Source organism: Pseudescherichia sp., from assembly GCF_031998825.1.
Classification (GTDB): domain Bacteria; phylum Pseudomonadota; class Gammaproteobacteria; order Enterobacterales; family Enterobacteriaceae; genus Pseudescherichia.
In genome coordinates this window covers 1-20,015 of record NZ_DAMACX010000014.1, presented here as the reverse complement: position 1 = coordinate 20,015, position 20,015 = coordinate 1, and the positions used below count along the sequence as shown (strand labels likewise).

The following is a 20,015-nucleotide window of genomic DNA, read 5'->3' as shown; positions in this document are numbered from 1 at the left end:
ATGCGCAATCTGGTTAAGTACGTCGGGATTGGCCTGCTGGTGTTAGGGCTGGCGGCCTGTGATAACAACGACACGAAAACGCCTGCTCAGGGCGCAGCGCCGGAGAGCAATGCGACCGGCCAACCGGTGACCCTGCTGGACGGCAAGGTGACCTTCTCCCTGCCTGCTGACATGAGCGATCAGAGCGGCAAGCTGGGTACCCAGGCGAACAATATGCACGTTTACTCCGATGCTACCGGCCAGAAAGCGGTGATTGTCATCGTCGGGGATAACACCAATGAAGAGCTGCCGGTGCTGGCGAAACGTCTGGAAGATCAGCAGCGCAGCCGCGATCCGCAGCTGCAGGTTGTGACTAATAAATCCATCGAGGTCAAAGGCCACACGCTGCAGCAGCTGGACAGCATCATCTCCGCGAAAGGCCAGACCGCCTGGTCCTCCGTGGTGCTGGGCAAAGTTGATAATAAACTGCTGACCATTCAGGTAACGCTGCCGGCGGAAAACCAGCAGCAGGCGCAAACCGCAGCAGAGAACATTATTAACACCATCGTGATTAACTGATCGTCACATCTTACACCTCTGAAACGGTCTCCAGCGGAGGCCGTTTTTTTAACTTCATCGTCAGCAGCAACGCTACCGCCACCAGCCCCGCCGCCGCGATGTAGATTGACGAGACGCCCATCCACGCCATCAGCAGCCCTGCCGCCGGTCCGGTTACGCCGAGGGCCAGATCCATAAACACCGTATAGGTTGCCAGCGCCGCCCCCTGGTTCTGCTGCGGCACCGCTTTGACCGCCACGACACCGAGCGCCGGGAAGACCAGCGAGAAGCCCGCTCCCGCCAGCAGCACGCCCACTTTCGCCATCCACGGGGCATAGGCGAAGCCGGTAAGGATCAATCCCAGCGCTTCAACAGCGAAGCAGATCAGCGCCACGTTCAGACCGCCTAACCGGCTGATGCCGTTAGGGAAGAGGAGCCGCGTGCCGATAAAGGCGCAGCTAAAGAGGGTCAGAGCGAAGGCCGCGCCATCCCAGCCTTTGGCATCATAGAAGAGGGTAATAAAGGTGGCGATGACGCCAAACCCGGCGGAGCCGAGCGCCAGCGCCATCCCGTAGAGCCAGACGCGCCCCAACACGTCACGAAACGGCAGCGGCTTGCCTTTTTTCACCTTTACCGTTGGGCGGGTCAGGGCAAAGAGAAACGCTACCAGCGCCACGGCCATAATAGTCAGCGCCAGGCCGGTCAGGCCAACATAGTGAAAGCAGAGCACGCCCAGCGGCGCGCCGAGCGCCATTGCGCCGTAGGAGGCGATGCCATTCCACGAGATCACCTTGCCGATGTGCAGCGACCCTACCGTACCCACGCCCCACAGCGTCGAGCCGGTGCCGGCGAAGCTCTGGCCGATGCCGAGGATCACCCTGCCTACGCAAAGTAGAACAAGGCAGACGCCAGGCCAGCCACTGCCAAGGCTCGCCAGCAGGTAGCCGACGCCGCTGAGAAAGCAGCCGCACAGGCCAAAGAGCACGATTTTTTTCGGCCCTAACACATCGGCATAGCGCCCGGCATGGGGGCGGCTCAGGAGCGTGGCGAAATATTGCAGGCTGATCACCAGCCCCGCCCAGAAGGCGCTATAGCCCATGACGTCGTGGACGTAGCCCGGCAGCACAGCCAGTGGCAGACCAATTGTGAGGTAACTTGCGAAGTTAAATATCACTACGGAGACGATGCGCAGGTTAAGGCGCAGCCCACTTAGCGCCGGGTCGGCGACGGGTTCAGGCATGAAGCTCACCAGTTCTACAACGGTTCTTTACAGGAGTGTTTCACTATTAACACGATGAGGCGTGAAAATCAGCATTAACAATAAGATTATCGGCCTTAAGCGAAGCCCGGACAAGGCACTACACTTAACAAGCATACCGATAAAAGGAATTCAACATGCTCAACGTATTGCCTGAAAAATCCGGTGATAAGGCAGGACTGCACATTCTTGTCAAACTGGCCGCGCTGGTCATTATTCTGGCGGGCATCCATGCGGCGGCGGATATTATTGTCCAGCTTCTGCTGGCGCTCTTCTTTGCCATCGTCCTTAATCCTCTGGTCACCTGGTTTTTACGCCGCGGTATTAAGCGCCCTATCGCCATTACGATTGTCGTAGTGGTGATGCTGATCGTGCTTACCGCTCTGTTTGGCGTGCTCGCCGCCTCGACAACCGATTTTATTAATCTGCTACCCAAATATAACCGGGAGCTAACGCGAAAAATTGTCGCCCTACAGCAGGCGCTGCCTTTTTTGAACCTGCATATCTCGCCGGAGCGTATGTTGCAACGCATGGACTCCGACAAGATGATGACCTTCGCTACTACGCTGATGGCGCAGCTCTCCAACGCGATGGCCAGCATCGTCCTGCTGGTGATGACGGTGGTGTTTATGCTGTTTGAGGTGCGCCACGTACCTTACAAGCTGCGTTTTGCGTTGAATAATCCACAGATCCACATCGCAGGCCTGCATCGGGCGTTAAAAGGGGTGTCGCACTATCTGGCGCTCAAGACGCTTATCAGCCTGTGGACCGGGGTGATTATCTGGCTGGGGCTGATGCTGCTTAATGTCCAGTTCGCCCTGATGTGGGGTGTGCTGGCGTTCCTGCTGAACTATGTGCCCAACATCGGCTCCGTGCTTTCAGCGATCCCGCCGATGATTCAGGCGCTGCTGTTCAACGGCTTCTATGAGTTTGTGATGGTCGGCGCACTCTTCCTGGTGGTGCATATGGTGCTGGGCAACATCCTTGAGCCACGGATGATGGGCCACCGGCTGGGGATGTCAACGCTGGTGGTGTTCCTCTCGCTGCTGGTCTGGGGGTGGTTGCTGGGGCCGGTGGGCATGCTGCTCTCGGTACCGCTCACCAGCGTGTGCAAAATCTGGATGGAGACCACCAAAGGCGGCAGCAAGCTGGCCATCCTGCTTGGGCCAGGACGACCGAAAAGCCGGCTGCCGGGGTAGCGCATATCCGGCAGCTGCTACGCTTAATGGTTTGACCATGACATCTACGGGAGCAAACAATGAAGATTGATTTGACGGGAAAAGTTGCGCTGGTGACGGCCTCTACCGGCGGGATTGGTTTGGCGATTGCACGCGGTCTGGCGGAGAGCGGCGCGGAAGTGATCCTCAACGGTCGCAGCCAGGAGAGCGTCAACCAGGGCATTCAGCAGCTACAGCAGGCGGTGCCTGGCGTTGAAGTACGTGCCACCATCGCCGATCTCAGCACCGCCGAGGGCGTTGAATCGGTACTGAAAACCGCATCGTCCGTAGATATTCTGGTCAACAATGCGGGCATCTATGGCCCGTCCGACTTTAACGCCACCGACGACGCTACCTGGGATAAATACTGGCAGACTAACGTCATGTCCGGCGTTCGCCTGGCCCGCGCCCTGCTGCCGGGTATGGTGAAGAAGGGTTGGGGCCGGGTGGTCTTTATCTCTTCTGAATCGGCTCTTAATATCCCGGCAGATATGATCCACTACGGCGTGACCAAAACGGCACAGCTCTCACTGGCCCGCGGGCTGGCAAAATATGTGGCGGGTAGCGGCGTGACGGTCAACAGCGTGCTGCCAGGTCCGACCCTCTCCGACGGCTTTGCCGCCATGATGCAGAGCGAGATAGACAAAACCGGCAAGTCGCTGGAGACGGTAGCGGCCGAGTTTGTCAAAGCCAACCGCCCTACCTCGGTGATCCAGCGTGCCGCCACGGTGGATGAGGTCGCTAATATGGTGGTCTACGTCTGCTCAACCCAGGCCTCAGCGACCTCCGGCGCGGCCCTGCGCGTTGACGGCGGTGTCGTGGACGATATTGTATAAGCGCAGCGTGGAGAAAAGTTATGTTTAAGCGAACCTCATGCTGCGTGCTGGCCACCCTGCTCCTCAGCGGTGCGGCAACGGCAGCAGAGTACGGTGAACACCTGGAAGGTTTTAGCTACCCCTGGGAGCTGAAAAAGTTTGAGTTTCAGTCGCAAAAACAGCCGCTCAGCATGGGCTATATGGATCTTCAGGCGGATAAACCCAACGGTCATACGGTCGTGCTCCTGCACGGCAAAAACTTCTGCGCCGCCACCTGGGAGGAGACGATCCGCGTTCTGCACGATGCCGGGTATCGCGTCGTCGCCCCGGATCAGATTGGCTTCTGCACCTCTACCAAGCCCGCCAGCTATCAGTACAGCTTCCAGCAGCTGGCCAGCAATACCCACCAGCTGCTCGACTCGCTGGGAATTGAGAAGGCAACAATTATTGGTCACTCTACCGGCGGGATGCTGGCCACGCGCTATGCCCTGATGTACCCGCAGCAGACCGAGAAGCTGGTGATGGTCAACCCCATCGGCCTTGAGGACTGGAAAGCCAAAGGCGTGCCTTACCGCAGCGTCGATGAGTGGTATCAGCGCGAGCTAAAAACCAGCGCCCAGAGCATCAAAGCCTATGAGCAGAAGACCTACTACATGGGCAACTGGAAGCCGGAGTATGACAAATGGGTCGATATGCTGGCCGGATTGAGCAACGGGCCGGGTAAAGAGCGCGTGGCGTGGAACTCCGCCCTGCTCTACGACATGATCGCCACCCAGCCGGTAGTCTATGAGTTTAAAGATCTGCGGGTGCCGACGACGCTGTTTATCGGCACCGGGGATACCACCGCCCCAGGCAGCGATACCGCGCCGCCGGAGGTGAAAAAGACCGTGGGTAACTATCAGGTGCTGGGTAAAGAGGCCGCGAAGCAGATCCCGGATGCCACTCTGGTTGAATTTGAAGGTATGGGCCACGCCCCGCAAATGGAAGATCCAGCGCGTTTTCATGAGGCGTTGCTAAAGGATTTACGGTCTTAACCTGGAGCAGATGAATTAAGGAAGCAGGAATATGTTTTTTATCTGGACGCTGATACCCGCCCTGTACGTGATAGCGCGGTTTATTCTGCCGCTGTCGCTGCCGATGTGGGTACGCGCAGGATTAGCGCTGGTGCTGCTGGTGGCAGGGGAATTCCACCTGCTGGGCAAGCTGTTCTTCGGCAGTATGTTCTCCCCCGAGTGGCCCGAGCCGGTGATGATCGCCCAGGGCTGGCTGTTTGGCTCCATCGTGATGTTTGCCGGGCTGCTGCTGGTACGTGACGTCGTCGGCCTGCTGCTGAAGTGGCTGCTGCGTAAGCGCCTGCCGCAAACTTCATCCGGCGTGGCGCTAATGGTAATAGCCCTGGTGCTGTCAGCCATCGGCGTAAAACAGGCGATTGAGATCCCGGCGGTACGCACCGTCAAGGTGGATTTCCCCGACCTGCCGCCGGCCTTTGAGGGCTTTAAGATTGTCCAGCTGACGGATATCCACTCCAGCCGCCTGCTGCCGCAAGCCTGGGTAGAGCAGGTTGTCGAGAAAGCCAACCGGCTCAATCCTGATCTAATCGTACTAACCGGAGATATGTCCGATGGCACGGTGGATCGCCGCTTTAAGGACGTCGAGCCACTCTCCCGGCTGCAGGCCAAAAGCGGTCTCTATGCTATCACCGGCAACCATGAATACTACTTTGACTATGTAGAGTGGATGAAGATTTACCAGCAGCTGAAGATCCCCTTCCTGCAAAATAGCCACGTGCGCATTACGCGCGGCAGTGAATCGATTGTGCTGGCGGGCGTCAACGATGAGGCTGCCCAGCGCGTTGAGGAGACCGGCCCCGATCTTGAGCAGGCTTTGGCAGGCGTTCGCCCTGATGACAGCATCATCCTGCTCGATCACCGCCCTGGCTCGGCTCGCGACAATGCGAAGCACAACGTGAAGCTACAGCTCTCTGGACACACCCACGGGGGGATGATCCGCGGGCTGGATCTGCTGGTGGGTCCGGCAAACAACGGCTTTGTCTCCGGGCGCTATCAGGTCGGCAATATGACCCTCTACGTCAGCAACGGCACGGGCCTGTGGAACGGCTTCCCGCTGCGGCTGGGCCACCCGTCGGAGATCACCGAGCTGATCCTGCACCGCAGCGCTGCCCGCTAGCTGTTATAAAATTGTAACAATGATTACTTAGTCTAACGGCGTCACTTTACTCTCTGGTTAACCAAAGGACGCCGTCGTGAGCAGACCGTTAAAATCCCTATTCAAAAAAGAACATAGCGAAGAGATCAGTAACCGCAGCGCCAACCCGGTATTTTCCGACGTGGCAAACGTCTTTCTCTCCCGCCGCCGCCTGTTACAGATGGGCGTGGTGGCGGGCGCGGCGGTCTCTTTCCCGCTGCTGGTGAAACCGGAGGCGGCCTTTGCTGCCGTTGGCCGTCCTTCTGCACTGGCTAAGGCGGTCTCGCTGGGGTTCACCAGCATCCCGGTCTCTTCTGAAGATACGGTGATTGTGCCGGAGGGTTATATCGCGCGGCCGTTCTATCGTTGGGGCGAGCCGGTGGGTCTGAAGGAAGCGATGCCCGCGTTCAAGACCGACGGCAGCAACACCACCGACGAGCAGGCAGCCCAGGCGGGCATGCACCATGACGGCATGGCGTGGTTTAGCCTGCCGCAGGGCGGAGACAGCCCTGACCATGGCCTGCTGGCAATGAACCATGAGTACATCGATAACGGGATGCTGTTTAAGGATGGCGACGCCAACTGGAACCTCGACAAAGCCCGCAAGGGGCAGAATGCGATGGGCATCTCGGTTATCGAAGTGCAGAAGCGCGGCGATGACTGGCAGGTAGTGCGCCCCTCCTCGTTCGCCCGCCGCATCACCGTTAACACCCCGATGCAGCTCACCGGCCCGGCGCGCCATCAGCCGCTGATGAAAACCGCCGCCGATCCGCAGGGCGAGCTAGTACTGGGCACCATGCAGAACTGCGCCAACGGCCACACGCCGTGGGGAACCTACCTCACCTGCGAAGAGAACTGGTCCGATATTTTTGTGAAGAAGGCGGATCGTAATGCGCTGGAGAAGCGCTACGGCATCGCCGACAGCGACGACTCCTACCGCTGGAACGAGGTTGACGAGCGTTTTAGCGTGGATAAAACCCCGAACGAGCCGAACCGCTTTGGCTGGGTCGTGGAGATTGACCCTTACAATCCTGACTCTACGCCGCGCAAGCACACGGCGCTGGGCCGCTTCAAGCACGAAGGCGCAATGGTCACCCTCGCCGCAGACAACCGCGTGGTGGTCTATATGGGTGACGACCAGAAGTTTGAGTACATCTATAAGTTCGTCTCGGACAAAAAGTACGATCCGGCCAACCGCGACGCCAGTATGGATCTGCTCACCTCCGGCACGCTCTACGTGGCGAAATTTAACGAAGACGGCAGCGGCAGCTGGCTTCCGCTGGTCTTTGGCGAAAACGGCCTCGATCAGAGCCACGGCTTCGAAAGCCAGGGCGATCTACTGATCAAAACCCGTCTGGCCGCCGACGTCGTGGGCGCAACCAAGATGGACCGTCCGGAGTGGATCACCGTCGATCCGAACACCCCCGGCAGCGTCTACTGCACCCTGACCAACAACAGCGATCGCGGCAAAGAGGGTAAGGCTCCGGTCGACGCCGCCAACCCGCGCGCCAACAACCAGTTTGGTCACATCATGCACTGGCTGGAAGAGAACAACGATCCGGCGTCAGGACGCTTCCAGTGGGATATTCTGGTGATGGCGGGCCGTACCGACAGCGACGATGCGCAGGCGAAAGGCTCTATGCAGGGAGCTGCGTTTGGTAGCCCGGACGGCCTTTCGTTCGACCATCGCGGCGTGCTGTGGATCCAGACCGACGTCTCCTCCAGCACCATCAACCAGAAAGCGTATGCCGATATGGGCAACAACCAGATGGTGGCCACTATTCCAGGCACCAACGAGTATCGCCGCTTCCTCACCGGGCCACGCGGCTGCGAGATCACCGGCATCGCCTTTACCCCGGATAACCGGACGCTGTTTATCAATATCCAGCACCCTGGCGAAGTGGGCGACGGCATCACCGATCCAGCCAATCCGCGCGCGGTGTCGAACTGGCCGGATGCCGATCCTAACGGTCGCCCGCGCTCCTCTACGGTGGTGATCGTGAAGGCCGACGGCGGGCTAATAGGCAGCTAAAAAAGCAAAAAGCCGACGGCATCGCTGCCGTCGGCTTTTTTTACGTCTGCTGTAATCAGGCGTTATGCAGCTGCTGCCCACAGGCGATCACGCTGGCCAGCAGAACTTTCACGTCTTCCAGGCAAACGACAGGGTTGAGCAGAGTCAGCTTCAGGCAGGTCACGCCATCCGCTTCCGTTACGCCAACGTTCGCCGCCCCGGAGGCCAGCAACGTATCGCCGATACGCTGGTTCAGCAGCGCAACGCCTGCGGTGTCGCCGTTTTCCGGGCGGAAACGGAACAGCACGCTGGCCAGCTGCGGCTGCATGACCAGCTCCAGCTGCGGCTGCTCGGCCACGAACTGCGCCACCTGCTGCGCCAGGGTTACGCCGTTATCAATGATTTCGGCATACTGCTTTTTACCCAGCGCTTCCAGGCCCATCCACAGCTTCAGCGCATCGAAACGGCGGGTGGTTTGCAGCGATTTAGAGACCAGGTTCGGTACGCCCTGCTCTTCGTCAAAATCAGAGTTCAGGTACGCCGCCTGATAACGCATCAGCTGATAGTGACGCGCATCTTTCAGCAGGAACGCGCCACAGCTGATGGTCTGGAAGTACTGCTTATGGAAGTCCAGCGTGACGGAGTCCGCAAGCTCCAGGCCGTTGAGGAAGTGGCGGTACTTCTCGGACAGCAGCAGCGCGCCGCCCCAGGCCGCATCCACGTGCACCCAGATCTGCTCTTCAGCCGCCAGCGCAGCGATCTCAGCTAGCGGATCGATCGCGCCCGCATCGGTGGTGCCCGCGGTGGCAACAATAGCCATCACCTGCTCACCGTTGGCTTTCGCCTGGGCCAGCTTCTCTTTCAGATCGTTGAGATCCATACGCGAGAATTGATCGGTTTTCACCAGCGTCACGGCCTGGTAACCCAGCCCCATCAGCGCCATGTTCTTCTGCACGGAGAAGTGTGCATTTTCAGAGCATAACACTTTAATTTTACTGAGATTACCGGTCAGGCCGTGCAGCTGAACGGAGTGACCCTGGCGAGCGAAAAAGGCATCCCGTGCCAGCATCAGGCCCATCAGGTTGCTCTGCGTACCGCCGCTGGTGAAGACCCCGGCGTCGCCCGCTGTGTAACCGACCTGCTCACGCAGCCACTCAATCAGCTTGACCTCGATGATGGTCGCCGACGGGCTCTGATCCCAGGAGTCCATGCTCTGGTTAGTGGCGTTGATCAGCACTTCCGCCGCCTGGCTAATCACCAGGCTCGGGCAGTGCAGATGCGCCACACACTGCGGATGGTGCACAGAGAGGCTGTCCTTGAGGAAATACTCCACGGCGCGCTCAATGGCGGCCTGGTTGCCCAGGCCCTCAGCGCTAAACTCTAAATTGATGCGCTCACGGAGTTCCGCAACGGTTTTGCCCTGATACATCTCAGGCTGCTTAAGCCACTCAATAACCGCTTGCGTGCTCTGCTCAATCGCTTCCTGATAGGCAGCAATGCTCTGCGCGGAACCAGAGAGAATCGGATTTAGATCAGACATGTGCTCAATTGCTCCGATTAAACAGGCTTCACGCCGGCGCTCAGCAGCGCGTTTTCAAATTTATCGAGGAAGATCCCCAGCTCTTCTTTGCTGATCAGCAGGGACGGCAGCAGACGCAGTACGCAACCGCCACGGCCGCCGCGCTCGAGGATCAGGCCCGCTTCGAAGCATTTTTTCTGCAGCAGCGCAGAGAGATCGCCGTCCGCCGGGTAGCAACCCATGTGGTCCTGCGCTTCCTGCGGTTTAACGATCTCAATCCCGATCATTAAGCCCAGACCGCGCACGTGGCCGATAACCGGGTAACGCTTCTGCATCTCAGCCAGCTGGCCCTTCAGCCATTCGCCTTTTTCAGTGACCTGCTCGGCAACGCCTTCCTCTTTCAGGATCTTCAGCGTGGTGAGGCCGGTGGCCATCGCCAGCTGGTTGCCACGGAACGTACCGGTATGATGACCCGGCGCCCAGGCGTCGAACTGCTTTTTAATACCCAGCACGGCCAGCGGTAAACCGCCGCCTACCGCTTTCGACATCACGATGATGTCCGGCTCGATACCGGCGTGCTCGAAGGCGAAGAATTTGCCGGTACGGGCAAAGCCCGCCTGGACTTCGTCAAGGATCAGCAGGATACCGTGTTCCTGGGTCACTTTACGGATGCGCTGCAGCCACTCGGCCGGAGCCGGGTTCACGCCGCCCTCGCCCTGCACGGCTTCGAGGATCACGGCAGCAGGTTTACGCACGCCGCTCTCAACGTCGTTGATCAGGTTGTCGAAGTAGTAGGTCAGCGCTTTCACACCGGCTTCGCCGCCGATGCCCAGCGGGCAACGGTACTGGTGCGGGTAAGGCATAAACTGCACTTCCGGCATCATGCCGTTAACCGCTTCTTTCGGCGACAGGTTACCGGTTACGGCGAGCGCGCCATGCGTCATGCCGTGATAACCGCCGGAGAAGCTGATTACGCCGGAACGTCCGGTCACTTTTTTCGCCAGCTTCAGCGCCGCTTCAACGGCGTCCGCGCCGGAAGGCCCGGTGAACTGCAGGCAGTACTCTTTGCCCTGACCTGGCAGCAGCGAGAGCAGATAAGCAGAGAACTCATCTTTTAACGGCGTGGTCAGGTCAAGCGTATGTAACGGTAAGCCACTGGTAAGGACGCTTTGGATGCTTTGGATCACATCAGGATGATTATGGCCCAGCGCCAGCGTTCCGGCGCCTGCAAGACAGTCAAGGTATTGTTTATTATCTGCATCGGTGATCCAGACGCCCTGCGCTTTGGTAATCGCTAATGGCAACTTACGTGGATAACTTCTGACGTTGGATTCAAACTCGGCCTGTCTGGCCAGAAAGGTCTCATTGCTCTGCGGTAAGGAATCAGCACTCAAAGAATCAATACGGACTTTATCCGTCATCATATCTCTCCTACAACCTGGCGTCGTTAAAACACCGATTGAATAAGGGTTCAAGGGGGGTAAAAAATCGCGGCTAATATATGTGTTTTCAGCAGCGGACTCAATCTTTTATTTTTTGTGGGCTTTTATGTAAATATTCTTAAAAATCAATGACAAGAAATGTTTTAGCCTCGGCTTGACATAAAGGTTAAAGAAAATATCGATTCAATGGGTTAAATCACTTACTATGCCCGCCGTTAAAATCCAAACCGATAAGGAAGTACCTATTTAACTATTTATGCGATCCCACCCCGGTAACCTGTGCGAGACAATGAGAGCAGGTTCCTGAGTTTTAAGTAGAAATGTTCGCGGGCGGACATTTCGTAAGGTGAAGCGCTCTTCCCTTATGCCGAAATGAAAATTTTCATGCCATATCGATATGGCGCCCTGATATGAGATTGTTATGACTCACACTTATCCACACATCATCGTTGCCAAGTTTGGCGGAACCAGCGTAGCTGACTTTGACGCGATGAGCCGTAGTGCCACCCTTGTCCTTGCTGATAAAAACGTTCGTCTGGTTGTCCTGTCTGCCTCTGCGGGCGTAACTAACCTGTTAGTCGAACTCGCTTCCGGTCTCGAAAGCCACGTTCGGCTGGACAAAATCGCCACCCTACGTGCCCTGCAATACAACATTATTTCACGCCTGAAACAGCCAGACGCCATTGGTCAGGAGATCGATCGTCTCCTCGACAATATCAGCCGCTTGGCCGAAACGGCTCTCGATTCCCGTTCAGCCACGCTGTGCGATGAGCTGGTGAGCCATGGGGAGCTGATGTCCTCCCTGCTGTTTGTGGAAGTCTTGCGGGAACGTGAAGTAGAAACGCAGTGGTTTGATGCCCGTAAAGTCATTCGTACCGATGATACATTTGGCTGCGCTGTACCGGCCATCGACACCATTGCCGAGCTGGCGGAAAAACATTTACGCCCGCGTATTGAGCAGGCGCTGATGGTAACACAGGGCTTTATCGGCAGCGATGCGACAGGACAAACGACCACCCTCGGGCGCGGCGGCAGCGACTATACCGCCTCCCTGCTGGCAGAGGCGCTTCATGCCTCACGTGTGGATATCTGGACCGATGTCGCCGGGATCTATACTACCGATCCCCGAATTGTCGCTCAGGCGAAACGTATTGATAACCTCTCGTTCTCTGAAGCGAGAGAGATGGCGACCTTTGGTGCTAAAGTGCTGCACCCGGCTACCCTGCTGCCTGCCATGCGCAAAAACATTCCGGTATTTGTCGGAGCCAGCAATAATGCGTCCGCAGGTGGAACGCTGGTTCGCCGCGATGCGCTGGAGCCGTCGCGCTATCGCGCCCTGGCCATACGTCGTCAGCAGACGCTGTTGACGTTATCCAGCCTGAACGCGCAGCCGGCGCACCGCTTTTTAGCCGAGACGTTTGCGATTCTCTCTCGTCACGAAGTGGCGCTCGATCTGGTAACCACCTCGGAGACAAGCATCGCGCTGATCCTCAACTCCACCGGTTCCACCTCAGGCGAGGCCGATACGTTGACTACTTCCCTGCTCACCGAGCTGTCGTCGCACTGCCACGTTGAGATCGAGACCGGGCTGGCGCTCGTCTCGTTGATTGGTAATGCGCTCTCTCAGGCGGCAGCGGTATGCAAAGAGGTCTTTGCCGAGCTGGAGGCGCACGCCGTGCGCATGATTTGCCACGGGGCGTCTGACCACAGCCTCTGCTTCCTGCTGCCAGCGGGCTCCGCAGACAGCGCGGTAAAAGCGTTACACCGCAGGCTGCTGGAATAAAGGCTAACGAGTTAGTCTTGCTCTACAAGCGCCTGCGCACAGGCCCAGGCGCTTGACCATGCCCACAAAAAGCATACTCCTTCGCCCCTGGAATATTATCAATCCAAATTAGACATTACGTTTTCGTGTAATTTATTTATATAGCAAATATGTAATAAAAATATATTTAAATGATGAATTTAAAATAAAAACTTTATTTAATCAGTTAGTTATCTTAAATAATAAAAAATTACATTAGAAATGTTTGACAATAAAATTTAAGGGAGTAGTTATAACTACGCAACCACAACAACCATGTGGTTTTGCAAAATCAATATGAGATTAAATCAAGGAGTTATTATGAATAATAAACCAGATTTCAAATCAATCCCTGTTGCAGGTTGTATGAGTAGCTCAAGCACCTCTAACGCAGGGGGCGGCTTCTAAAGTCATATTGTGGCAATAAGGCTACCTGTCCGGGTAGCCTTAAATATTGAGATAAAGTGTGGGAGCATTATGATTCCGTTACTTACTCTAAACACACCTCTGTTTGTTAAGTGGTACATAACCGGCAGGTGTAATCTCCGATGCAAGCACTGTTATTTGTCTTCGTATCATGGAGAAAGCAGCCTTACTAAAATTTTAAACATAGTCGATGAACTCGCTGAGATTGGAGTCAAAGATATTAACTTTCTTGGTGGCGAGCCTTTAATAAGAAAAGATTTAGAAGCCATTGTCAAACATACAGCCGTAAGCGGGATCCATGTCAAAATTGGAACAAATGGGACGTTGCTTACAAAAAAAAGGGTCGAGTCACTCCTGTCAGCGGGCTGCTGTGATTTTCAAATCAGCATAGAAGGGATGAATGCTGAGATTAATGATGAAATTAGGGGAGTAAACTCATTTCTTAAAGCAATGACTGGTGTTAAACGCTTACTCGATAAAAACGCAAACACTGAAATTGCGATGACCTTAAATAAAAAAAATTTCAATGGCATCTTTGGGTTTTGTCAATCTATCTATGCCAGTGGCATAAGAAAAGTTAAATTTTCTGTTTTTATGCCTTTGGGCAGTGGAGCATTAGAAAGTAGAAACCTTACTCTCAATACAGAACATATCTCTGCAATTAGAAAAGAGATAAGTGATATTAAAAGAACATTTCCCGATCTCATCGTTTTAGGGGCATTCAATCCCGCGTCGGTAATAACACATGATTCTATGACGTTGGGTTGCGGGGCGGGTACCAGTACGATGGTAATAAATAATGATTTGACCGTGTCAGCTTGTGATTTATGGACAGACGTAGATCGCACTGAGAGAAAAATAGAGAAGAAAGGAGATGTTATTGATATATGGCAGAATGATGAATTATTTAATAAATGGCGCAGAGTAAACCTTGAAGATAATAACACTAAATTTAATGAGGTACATGAGCACGGGTGTCATATTTTATATATGCAATATAATAAAAATATATTTGAGGGATAATATGGAAAACATCCATGAGTGTGACAAGCTTGATTCTGTTACGATAAGTAAAAAGCGTTTCCTTCTTATAAAACATCTCATTCTTATCAACTCTTTCTTGCCATTAGAGGCATTTTTAGCACCGGTGGTCGTATTGTATTACCTGAAATATGTCAGCGTTACGCTGTGGGAATACTCTAATTTCATCTCAGCGATATTTATATTAAATATGGTCCTTGAAGTGCCGTTAGGCGTTGTATCGGACAAAGTTGGCTGGAACAAATCTTACCTTATTGGACGCGTTATATACTTCCTGGGCTTATCAATTTTGCTTATATACCCGGGAAGGATGGTTTTGATTCCTTCAGCAATTCTTCTAAGTGTAGGAGGCAGTTTAGCAAGTGGAAATTTAGAGTCTATTGCTTATGATGCAAGTTCTAAAAGCCACAATGAAGATAGTTATCAGCCAATATTAAAAAGAGCGTCTTCAATCGGTATACTTGTTAGCGCCTTAGCTTCAATCACAGGAGGCTACCTGGCAGCAAAAAACATCGCCTACCCCATGATCCTGGACCTCGTATTTCTCGGCACAGGAACCTTAATTTCAATTATTTGTCTATTGATTCTATGGCCTGGTAAAGATATTGTTGTAAATACCACCTCACCAAAAAAAATATCAAATAACAAGAAGTTATCGGAAATCAAAGAGATTGTTTTTCTTCCTGATTTTTTCATTCCCATGATTATATCTACCCTACTCTTTGTAGTGATGCGCACAAGCCTCAATTTTTATCAACCTTTCCTGGCAGAACACCGCTGGAGCAGCGTAAATCTGGGATATTTATTTGCCATATCCATTGTGATATCGATGGTTATCTCGACTCTACTCCAAAAGTCAAAAAACATGACATTACGTAAATTAGATTCTACTTTTTTATTCTTATTAACCTTGATTATTGGGGGGATATCATTTTTCTTATCTGGCTACATTGTTGCCTTCTTTATCGTGGGCTTTATTATTCATCAGTTAGCCCGGATTAGCCTTCCCGCAATGACCAGTTTTGAACAACATAATGCCATACCTATAGACTACCCCTATAGAACAACGCTTTTATCCTTTGGTTTCTTACTACGAAGTTTAGCAACCTCAATAGGTATGACCATTAGTGGCTTTTTTGTAAATCAAAATATAACCATTTCAATCGTCATGTTTTATTTACACATAGTTGTCATGTTTATATTTATGATTATCTATTTTGTAGGTATAAGGATGAAAAATGCATACTAGCCCTCCTCTCTCTGCCTCCTTGTATTTAACAAACTTTTGTCAGTTGCAGTGTGGCCACTGTTTTTATGTCGATTCCGGTTGCCTTAATAAAAGCATGTTATCACTGCAAGAAATTAAACTCGTTATTGATAGCTTTAGTAGAAATAAAATTCTGATGCTTATTATCTCTGGCGGAGATCCTATGCTTCATCCCGCTTTCAATGAGATCACCCAGTATATAATTGACAGTAAAATGGTTCCATTAATTGGTATTACAGGATTAGACACAAATACTGAAAAGCTACAGCGCTTACTCGCATCGGGTATAAAAAACCTTCAGATAAGTATAGATGATATTGAAAGCACACATCTTCCAACACCTCCTGAGCGACTTGTCGGTGGTATTATCGATAAAAATATTAAATATTACTTGTCTTTAGGGTTCTTAATAACGGTAGCGATCTGTGTTTTTCAGGAGAACGTGAGAAATATCGCTACCCTTATCGACTACTATTTAAACATTGACGTCGAAAAAATAAAAATTTATTTCTGGGTTACTACAACGCAAGGAAAGGCTCGGGGATATAACGAAGTCACGCAACAAGAGAAAGAGTTATTGTTGAGTGAAATTAGCGGCTATGCTAAAACCGGAAAAATAGTTATTCCGGGATATGAAATCCATAATGGAGGCTATGAAGAATTTCATTTGAGCGATAAAAAAGTTGTTGTTATGGCTGACAAAACGATTTGTTTCAATGAATACTCAGCGCCAATTGGGCATCTGGATATAGACGACCCCATTGATGTGTATATTTCAAAGAAAAATCAATATGCACTAACACGCCTTCAGTCTATTGAGAAATTACTTATTAATAAATACAGAATTGACAACGTTTGGATAGTTGCACGAGATAAGATCCACTGTAGCGGCTCAATCTTTATATCGGGAGCATCCCACACCATTATTATAGCTGATGATTTATCACTCTCCTGTCGCCTTTTGGTTTTAGCGCATGAAATTGGCCATAAGGCTCTCGGCGCAGTAAGCGTAGATCCCCTAGAAAAAATAAAAAAGCAAACAGAAAGAGATATTAATATTTGGGCCTTAAATATATTGAAGCCATACGTTACCACTTATTTTTACAATGAAGCTCTTACAGCGGCTATGAGTGGAATAGAAAGCGATTTGTTTAGGCTATTTGATAAAAAACTGGCAAATAACTTACTTTGAGGTTGATATGACAAGATACATTTTGAACAAAAACACGGTTCTCAGAGAAGATGAAAATATTGTTTTCGATAGCAATAAATTTATCGTCCATAAGTTTAACCCTGAGGGTTTTTCTATAATCAGGCACTTTTCAAATGGGCCGCTCACTCAACACGAGCTAACGTCTTTATGCCCGGGGATAAGCAACGATGATCTAGCAGAGTTTATTGTTAAAGCATCGGCCGCGGGCATATTAATCTCATATGAATCTTGAATGATGACCTTTTTCCTTTTTTGATATCAGACTTAGGTCTCTACCAGCGCCTGCGCACAGGCCCAGGCGCTTGACCACGCCCACTGGAAGTTATATCCCCCCAGCCAGCCAGTCACGTCCACCACCTCGCCGATAAAGTAGAGTCCCGGCACATTGCGTGCTTCCATGGTGCGTGAGGAAAGCTCATGGGTATCGACGCCGCCGAGCGTCACCTCTGCCGTGCGGTAGCCCTCGGTGCCGTTGGGCTGCACCCGCCAGCTGGTCAGGTTATCCACCAGGGTCTGCTGTTCGCGGCTGTTGAGCTGTTTCAGGGTCACGTCCGGGATCTGTCCGAGCTGCTGTAGACACTCAATGAGCCGTTTCGGCAGCTGCATCGCCAGCGTATTTTTCAGGCTCTGGTTTGGGTGGGCAGCGCGCTGATCGTTAAGAAACGCATCCAGATCGCACTCCGGCAGCATGTTGATGGTGACAAACTCGCCGGGCTGCCAGTAGCTGGAGATCTGCAGCACAGCCGGGCCGGAGAGGCCGCGATGGGTAAAGAGCAGGCTTTCACGGAACACCGTCCCGTCCTCTGCAGTGATAACCGCAGGCACCGACACGCCGGAGAGGAGCGACAGCTGCTCCAGCAGCGGCTTATGCAGTGTGAACGGTACAAGGCCCGCCCGTGTGGGTAGTACCTTCAGGCCAAACTGCTCGGCAATCTTATAGCCAAACGGCGATGCGCCCAGGCCGGGCATCGACAGCCCACCGCTGGCAATCACCAGCTTGTTTGTTACCACGCTTTCGCCGTTGAGCTGCAACGTATAGCCTGCGTCGTCATGGGTGACGTCGAGCACCTCGCTACGCAGACGTGTAGTTACATTTCCCTTTGTGCATTCTGTCACCAGCAGATCAACAATCTGCTGCGCGGAGTCGTCGCAGAAAAGTTGACCAAGCGTCTTCTCATGCCAGGCAATACCGTGCTTGCCGACCAGATCGATAAAATCCCACTGGGTATAGCGCGCCAGCGCAGATTTGCAAAAATGCGGGTTCTGGCTTAAATAGGCCGCAGGCTCGACATAAAGGTTAGTAAAGTTGCAGCGACCGCCGCCAGACATAAGAATTTTACGTCCGGGTTTCTTACCATTGTCCAGTAACAGCACCCGGCTGCCTGCCTGTCCGGCTATTGCCGCACAGAACATCCCCGCCGCGCCAGCCCCAATGATAACGGCATCAAACCTTTCCACACTGCATTCCTCTTCGCTAATCCGGCGCGGATTGTAAATTTTATGCGGTGGTCGCACCAGCGCAAATGGTGATGAAAATGGTCATTTCGTTGAAATTTATGACATAATTATTTACGTACCGTTACAGGCGCAGGATAAATATCAAAAAAAAGCTATATTTCACTTTGCCCCCGCCGCGAATGTCCATGATAATGCGCGGCGTTCATGACCTCAAAAATGGCGTAACGTCCTATGTTACATTTGTTTGCTGGCCTGGATCTTCATACCGGGTTGTTATTACTCCTTGCTCTGGGTTTTGTGCTGTTCTACGAAGCAATCAACGGCTTCCACGACACGGCGAACGCAGTGGCAACCGTGATCTATACTCGCGCATTACGCTCGCAGATTGCGGTCGTCATGGCGGCCCTCTTTAACTTCTTCGGCGTTCTGCTTGGTGGCCTGAGCGTAGCCTATGCCATCGTGCATATGTTACCAACGGATCTGCTGCTGAACGTTGGCTCTGCACACGGCCTTGCCATGGTCTTCTCCATGCTGCTGGCTGCGATCATCTGGAACCTGGGTACCTGGTACTTTGGGCTTCCGGCCTCCAGTTCACACACCCTGATCGGTGCCATTATCGGGATTGGTTTAACCAATGCACTGATGACCGGTACCTCGCTGGTGGATGCGCTGAACGTGCCGAAGGTGATCAACATCTTCGCCTCGCTGATCCTCTCGCCGATTGTCGGCCTGGTCTTTGCGGGCGGCCTGGTGTTTATCCTTCGTCGTTACTGGAGCAACACCAAAAAACGCGCCCGTATTCACCTCACCCCAGCCGAGCGTGAAAAGCAGGACGGCAAGAAAAAGCCGCCGTTCTGGACGCGTATTGCCCTGATCCTCTCGGCTATCGGCGTGGCCTTCTCTCACGGTGCTAACGATGGCCAGAAAGGCATCGGCCTGATTATGCTGGTACTGATTGGTGTGGCTCCGGCAGGCTTCGTGGTGAATATGAATGCCTCCGGCTACGACATCACCCGTACCCGTGATGCGGTAAACAACGTTGAGACCTGGTTCCAGCAACACCCCGATCTGCTGCTGAAGGCAACCGGCGCTGAGCCGGTGATCCCAACGCCCGAGCAGACCGTAGGCCCTAACGGCGAGTTCCACTGCCATGCAGGCCGCGCCGTTGTGGCGCTGGATCGCGCTAAAGCGATGCTGACCAATATCGAAAGCTATGACAAGCTGCCGATTGAGCAGCGCAGCCAGCTGCGTCGCATCATGCTCTGCATCTCTGATATCACCGATAAGGTCGCCAAGCAGCCGGAAGTGAGCGCGGACGACCAGCGTCTGCTGAAGAAGCTGAAGGGCGATATGCTGAGCACTATCGAGTATGCACCGGTGTGGATCATCATGGCAGTCGCGCTGGCGCTGGGCCTGGGTACGATGATTGGCTGGCGTCGCGTCGCCACCACCATCGGCGAGAAGATCGGCAAGAAAGGCATGACCTATGCGCAGGGCATGTCGGCCCAGCTCACCTCCGCCGTCTCTATCGGCCTGGCGAGCTATACCGGGATGCCGGTATCCACCACTCACGTTCTCTCCTCTTCAGTAGCGGGAACGATGATCGTGGATGGCGGCGGTTTGCAGCGTAAAACCGTAACTAACATCCTGATGGCCTGGGTCCTGACCCTGCCGGCAGCGATTTTCCTCTCCGGGGCGCTGTACTGGGTGGCACTGCAGCTGATTTAAATGGCTGCATAACGCCGGGTGGCGCTCTGCTTGCCGGGCCTACAAATCGCACCATTCTGTAGGCCCGGCAAGCAGAG

General features: G+C 53.4%; 15 protein-coding genes. 11 read left to right on the top strand and 4 right to left on the bottom strand.

Annotation, left to right across the window (positions count from 1 at the left end; translation table 11 throughout):
* A complete protein-coding gene (locus RTP97_RS08850) occupies positions 1-558 on the top strand; it encodes a DcrB family lipoprotein (RefSeq protein WP_312412751.1) in 558 nt (185 codons plus the stop codon).
* Positions 559-568: 10 nt separating this feature from the next.
* Here RTP97_RS08850 and RTP97_RS08845 read toward each other — a convergent pair whose 3' ends face one another.
* Entirely contained in the window at positions 569-1,777 is a 1,209-nt protein-coding gene (locus RTP97_RS08845) for an MFS transporter (protein WP_312412748.1), read from the bottom strand.
* A gap of 155 nt (positions 1,778-1,932) precedes the next feature.
* Here RTP97_RS08845 and RTP97_RS08840 point away from each other — a divergent pair, with 155 nt between their 5' ends.
* The 5 genes from RTP97_RS08840 to RTP97_RS08820 all read left to right on the top strand — a co-directional run bounded on the left by RTP97_RS08840 (position 1,933) and on the right by RTP97_RS08820 (position 8,064).
* On the top strand, positions 1,933-2,994 hold the full coding sequence (locus tag RTP97_RS08840; RefSeq protein ID WP_312412745.1) for an AI-2E family transporter: 1,062 nt from the start codon (positions 1,933-1,935) through the stop codon (positions 2,992-2,994).
* 59 nt (positions 2,995-3,053) lie between these two features.
* Positions 3,054-3,848, top strand: coding sequence for an SDR family oxidoreductase (locus tag RTP97_RS08835; protein WP_312412743.1), 795 nt, complete (start codon positions 3,054-3,056; stop codon positions 3,846-3,848).
* Between the two features lie 20 nt (positions 3,849-3,868).
* Positions 3,869-4,861, top strand: coding sequence for an alpha/beta hydrolase (locus RTP97_RS08830; RefSeq protein ID WP_312412741.1), 993 nt, complete (start codon positions 3,869-3,871; stop codon positions 4,859-4,861).
* Positions 4,862-4,892: 31 nt separating this feature from the next.
* Positions 4,893-6,014, top strand: a complete 1,122-nt coding sequence (locus tag RTP97_RS08825) for a metallophosphoesterase (RefSeq protein ID WP_312412739.1) — start codon at positions 4,893-4,895, stop codon at positions 6,012-6,014.
* 76 nt (positions 6,015-6,090) lie between these two features.
* Entirely contained in the window at positions 6,091-8,064 is a 1,974-nt protein-coding gene (locus RTP97_RS08820) for a PhoX family phosphatase (protein WP_312412736.1), read from the top strand.
* A gap of 55 nt (positions 8,065-8,119) precedes the next feature.
* Here the strand turns inward: RTP97_RS08820 and RTP97_RS08815 are convergent, their stop codons facing one another.
* Positions 8,120-9,583, bottom strand: coding sequence for an aspartate aminotransferase family protein (locus RTP97_RS08815; RefSeq protein ID WP_312412734.1), 1,464 nt, complete (start codon positions 9,581-9,583; stop codon positions 8,120-8,122).
* 17 nt (positions 9,584-9,600) lie between these two features.
* Positions 9,601-10,986 (bottom strand): diaminobutyrate--2-oxoglutarate transaminase, encoded by a 1,386-nt coding sequence (locus RTP97_RS08810; RefSeq protein ID WP_312412732.1) that lies wholly within the window; start codon positions 10,984-10,986, stop codon positions 9,601-9,603.
* A gap of 439 nt (positions 10,987-11,425) precedes the next feature.
* Here RTP97_RS08810 and lysC point away from each other — a divergent pair, with 439 nt between their 5' ends.
* The 4 genes from lysC to RTP97_RS08790 all read left to right on the top strand — a co-directional run bounded on the left by lysC (position 11,426) and on the right by RTP97_RS08790 (position 16,731).
* Complete coding sequence (lysC, locus tag RTP97_RS08805) at positions 11,426-12,787, top strand: lysine-sensitive aspartokinase 3 (protein WP_312412730.1); 1,362 nt, start codon at positions 11,426-11,428, stop codon at positions 12,785-12,787.
* Between the two features lie 495 nt (positions 12,788-13,282).
* Positions 13,283-14,254 carry a radical SAM protein gene (locus tag RTP97_RS08800; protein WP_312412729.1) on the top strand — a complete coding sequence of 324 codons (972 nt, stop codon included), beginning with the start codon at positions 13,283-13,285 and terminating at the stop codon, positions 14,252-14,254.
* A gap of 1 nt (position 14,255) precedes the next feature.
* Complete coding sequence (locus RTP97_RS08795; protein ID WP_312412728.1) at positions 14,256-15,521, top strand: MFS transporter; 1,266 nt, start codon at positions 14,256-14,258, stop codon at positions 15,519-15,521.
* A complete protein-coding gene (locus RTP97_RS08790) occupies positions 15,511-16,731 on the top strand; it encodes a radical SAM protein (protein WP_312412726.1) in 1,221 nt (406 codons plus the stop codon). The genes RTP97_RS08795 and RTP97_RS08790 overlap by 11 nt, the downstream gene beginning before the upstream one ends.
* Positions 16,732-17,016: 285 nt before the next feature.
* On the opposite strand, the gene RTP97_RS08785 is transcribed toward RTP97_RS08790, so the two are convergent.
* The gene (locus RTP97_RS08785) at positions 17,017-18,210 is read right to left on the bottom strand and encodes an NAD(P)/FAD-dependent oxidoreductase (RefSeq protein ID WP_312412724.1); all 1,194 of its coding nucleotides are present in this window, start codon (positions 18,208-18,210) and stop codon (positions 17,017-17,019) included.
* A gap of 231 nt (positions 18,211-18,441) precedes the next feature.
* Between RTP97_RS08785 and pitA the strand changes: the two genes are divergently transcribed.
* Positions 18,442-19,938: an inorganic phosphate transporter PitA gene (gene pitA, locus RTP97_RS08780; RefSeq protein ID WP_312412722.1), complete on the top strand. Its 1,497-nt coding sequence runs from the start codon at positions 18,442-18,444 to the stop codon at positions 19,936-19,938.
* Positions 19,939-20,015: the final 77 nt, after the last annotated feature.

Bases quoted from the DNA above. Each gene is read 5' to 3' on its own strand.
- RTP97_RS08850 (WP_312412751.1), top strand. From the start codon at position 1: ATGCGCAATCTGGTTAAGTACGTCGGGATTGGCCTGCTGGTGTTAGGG.
- RTP97_RS08845 (WP_312412748.1), bottom strand. From the start codon at position 1,777: ATGCCTGAACCCGTCGCCGACCCGGCGCTAAGTGGGCTGCGCCTTAAC.
- RTP97_RS08840 (WP_312412745.1), top strand. From the start codon at position 1,933: ATGCTCAACGTATTGCCTGAAAAATCCGGTGATAAGGCAGGACTGCAC.
- RTP97_RS08835 (WP_312412743.1), top strand. From the start codon at position 3,054: ATGAAGATTGATTTGACGGGAAAAGTTGCGCTGGTGACGGCCTCTACC.
- RTP97_RS08830 (WP_312412741.1), top strand. From the start codon at position 3,869: ATGTTTAAGCGAACCTCATGCTGCGTGCTGGCCACCCTGCTCCTCAGC.
- RTP97_RS08825 (WP_312412739.1), top strand. From the start codon at position 4,893: ATGTTTTTTATCTGGACGCTGATACCCGCCCTGTACGTGATAGCGCGG.
- RTP97_RS08815 (WP_312412734.1), bottom strand. From the start codon at position 9,583: ATGTCTGATCTAAATCCGATTCTCTCTGGTTCCGCGCAGAGCATTGCT.
- RTP97_RS08810 (WP_312412732.1), bottom strand. From the start codon at position 10,986: ATGATGACGGATAAAGTCCGTATTGATTCTTTGAGTGCTGATTCCTTA.
- lysC (WP_312412730.1), top strand. From the start codon at position 11,426: ATGACTCACACTTATCCACACATCATCGTTGCCAAGTTTGGCGGAACC.
- RTP97_RS08800 (WP_312412729.1), top strand. From the start codon at position 13,283: ATGATTCCGTTACTTACTCTAAACACACCTCTGTTTGTTAAGTGGTAC.
- RTP97_RS08795 (WP_312412728.1), top strand. From the start codon at position 14,256: ATGGAAAACATCCATGAGTGTGACAAGCTTGATTCTGTTACGATAAGT.
- RTP97_RS08790 (WP_312412726.1), top strand. From the start codon at position 15,511: ATGCATACTAGCCCTCCTCTCTCTGCCTCCTTGTATTTAACAAACTTT.
- pitA (WP_312412722.1), top strand. From the start codon at position 18,442: ATGTTACATTTGTTTGCTGGCCTGGATCTTCATACCGGGTTGTTATTA.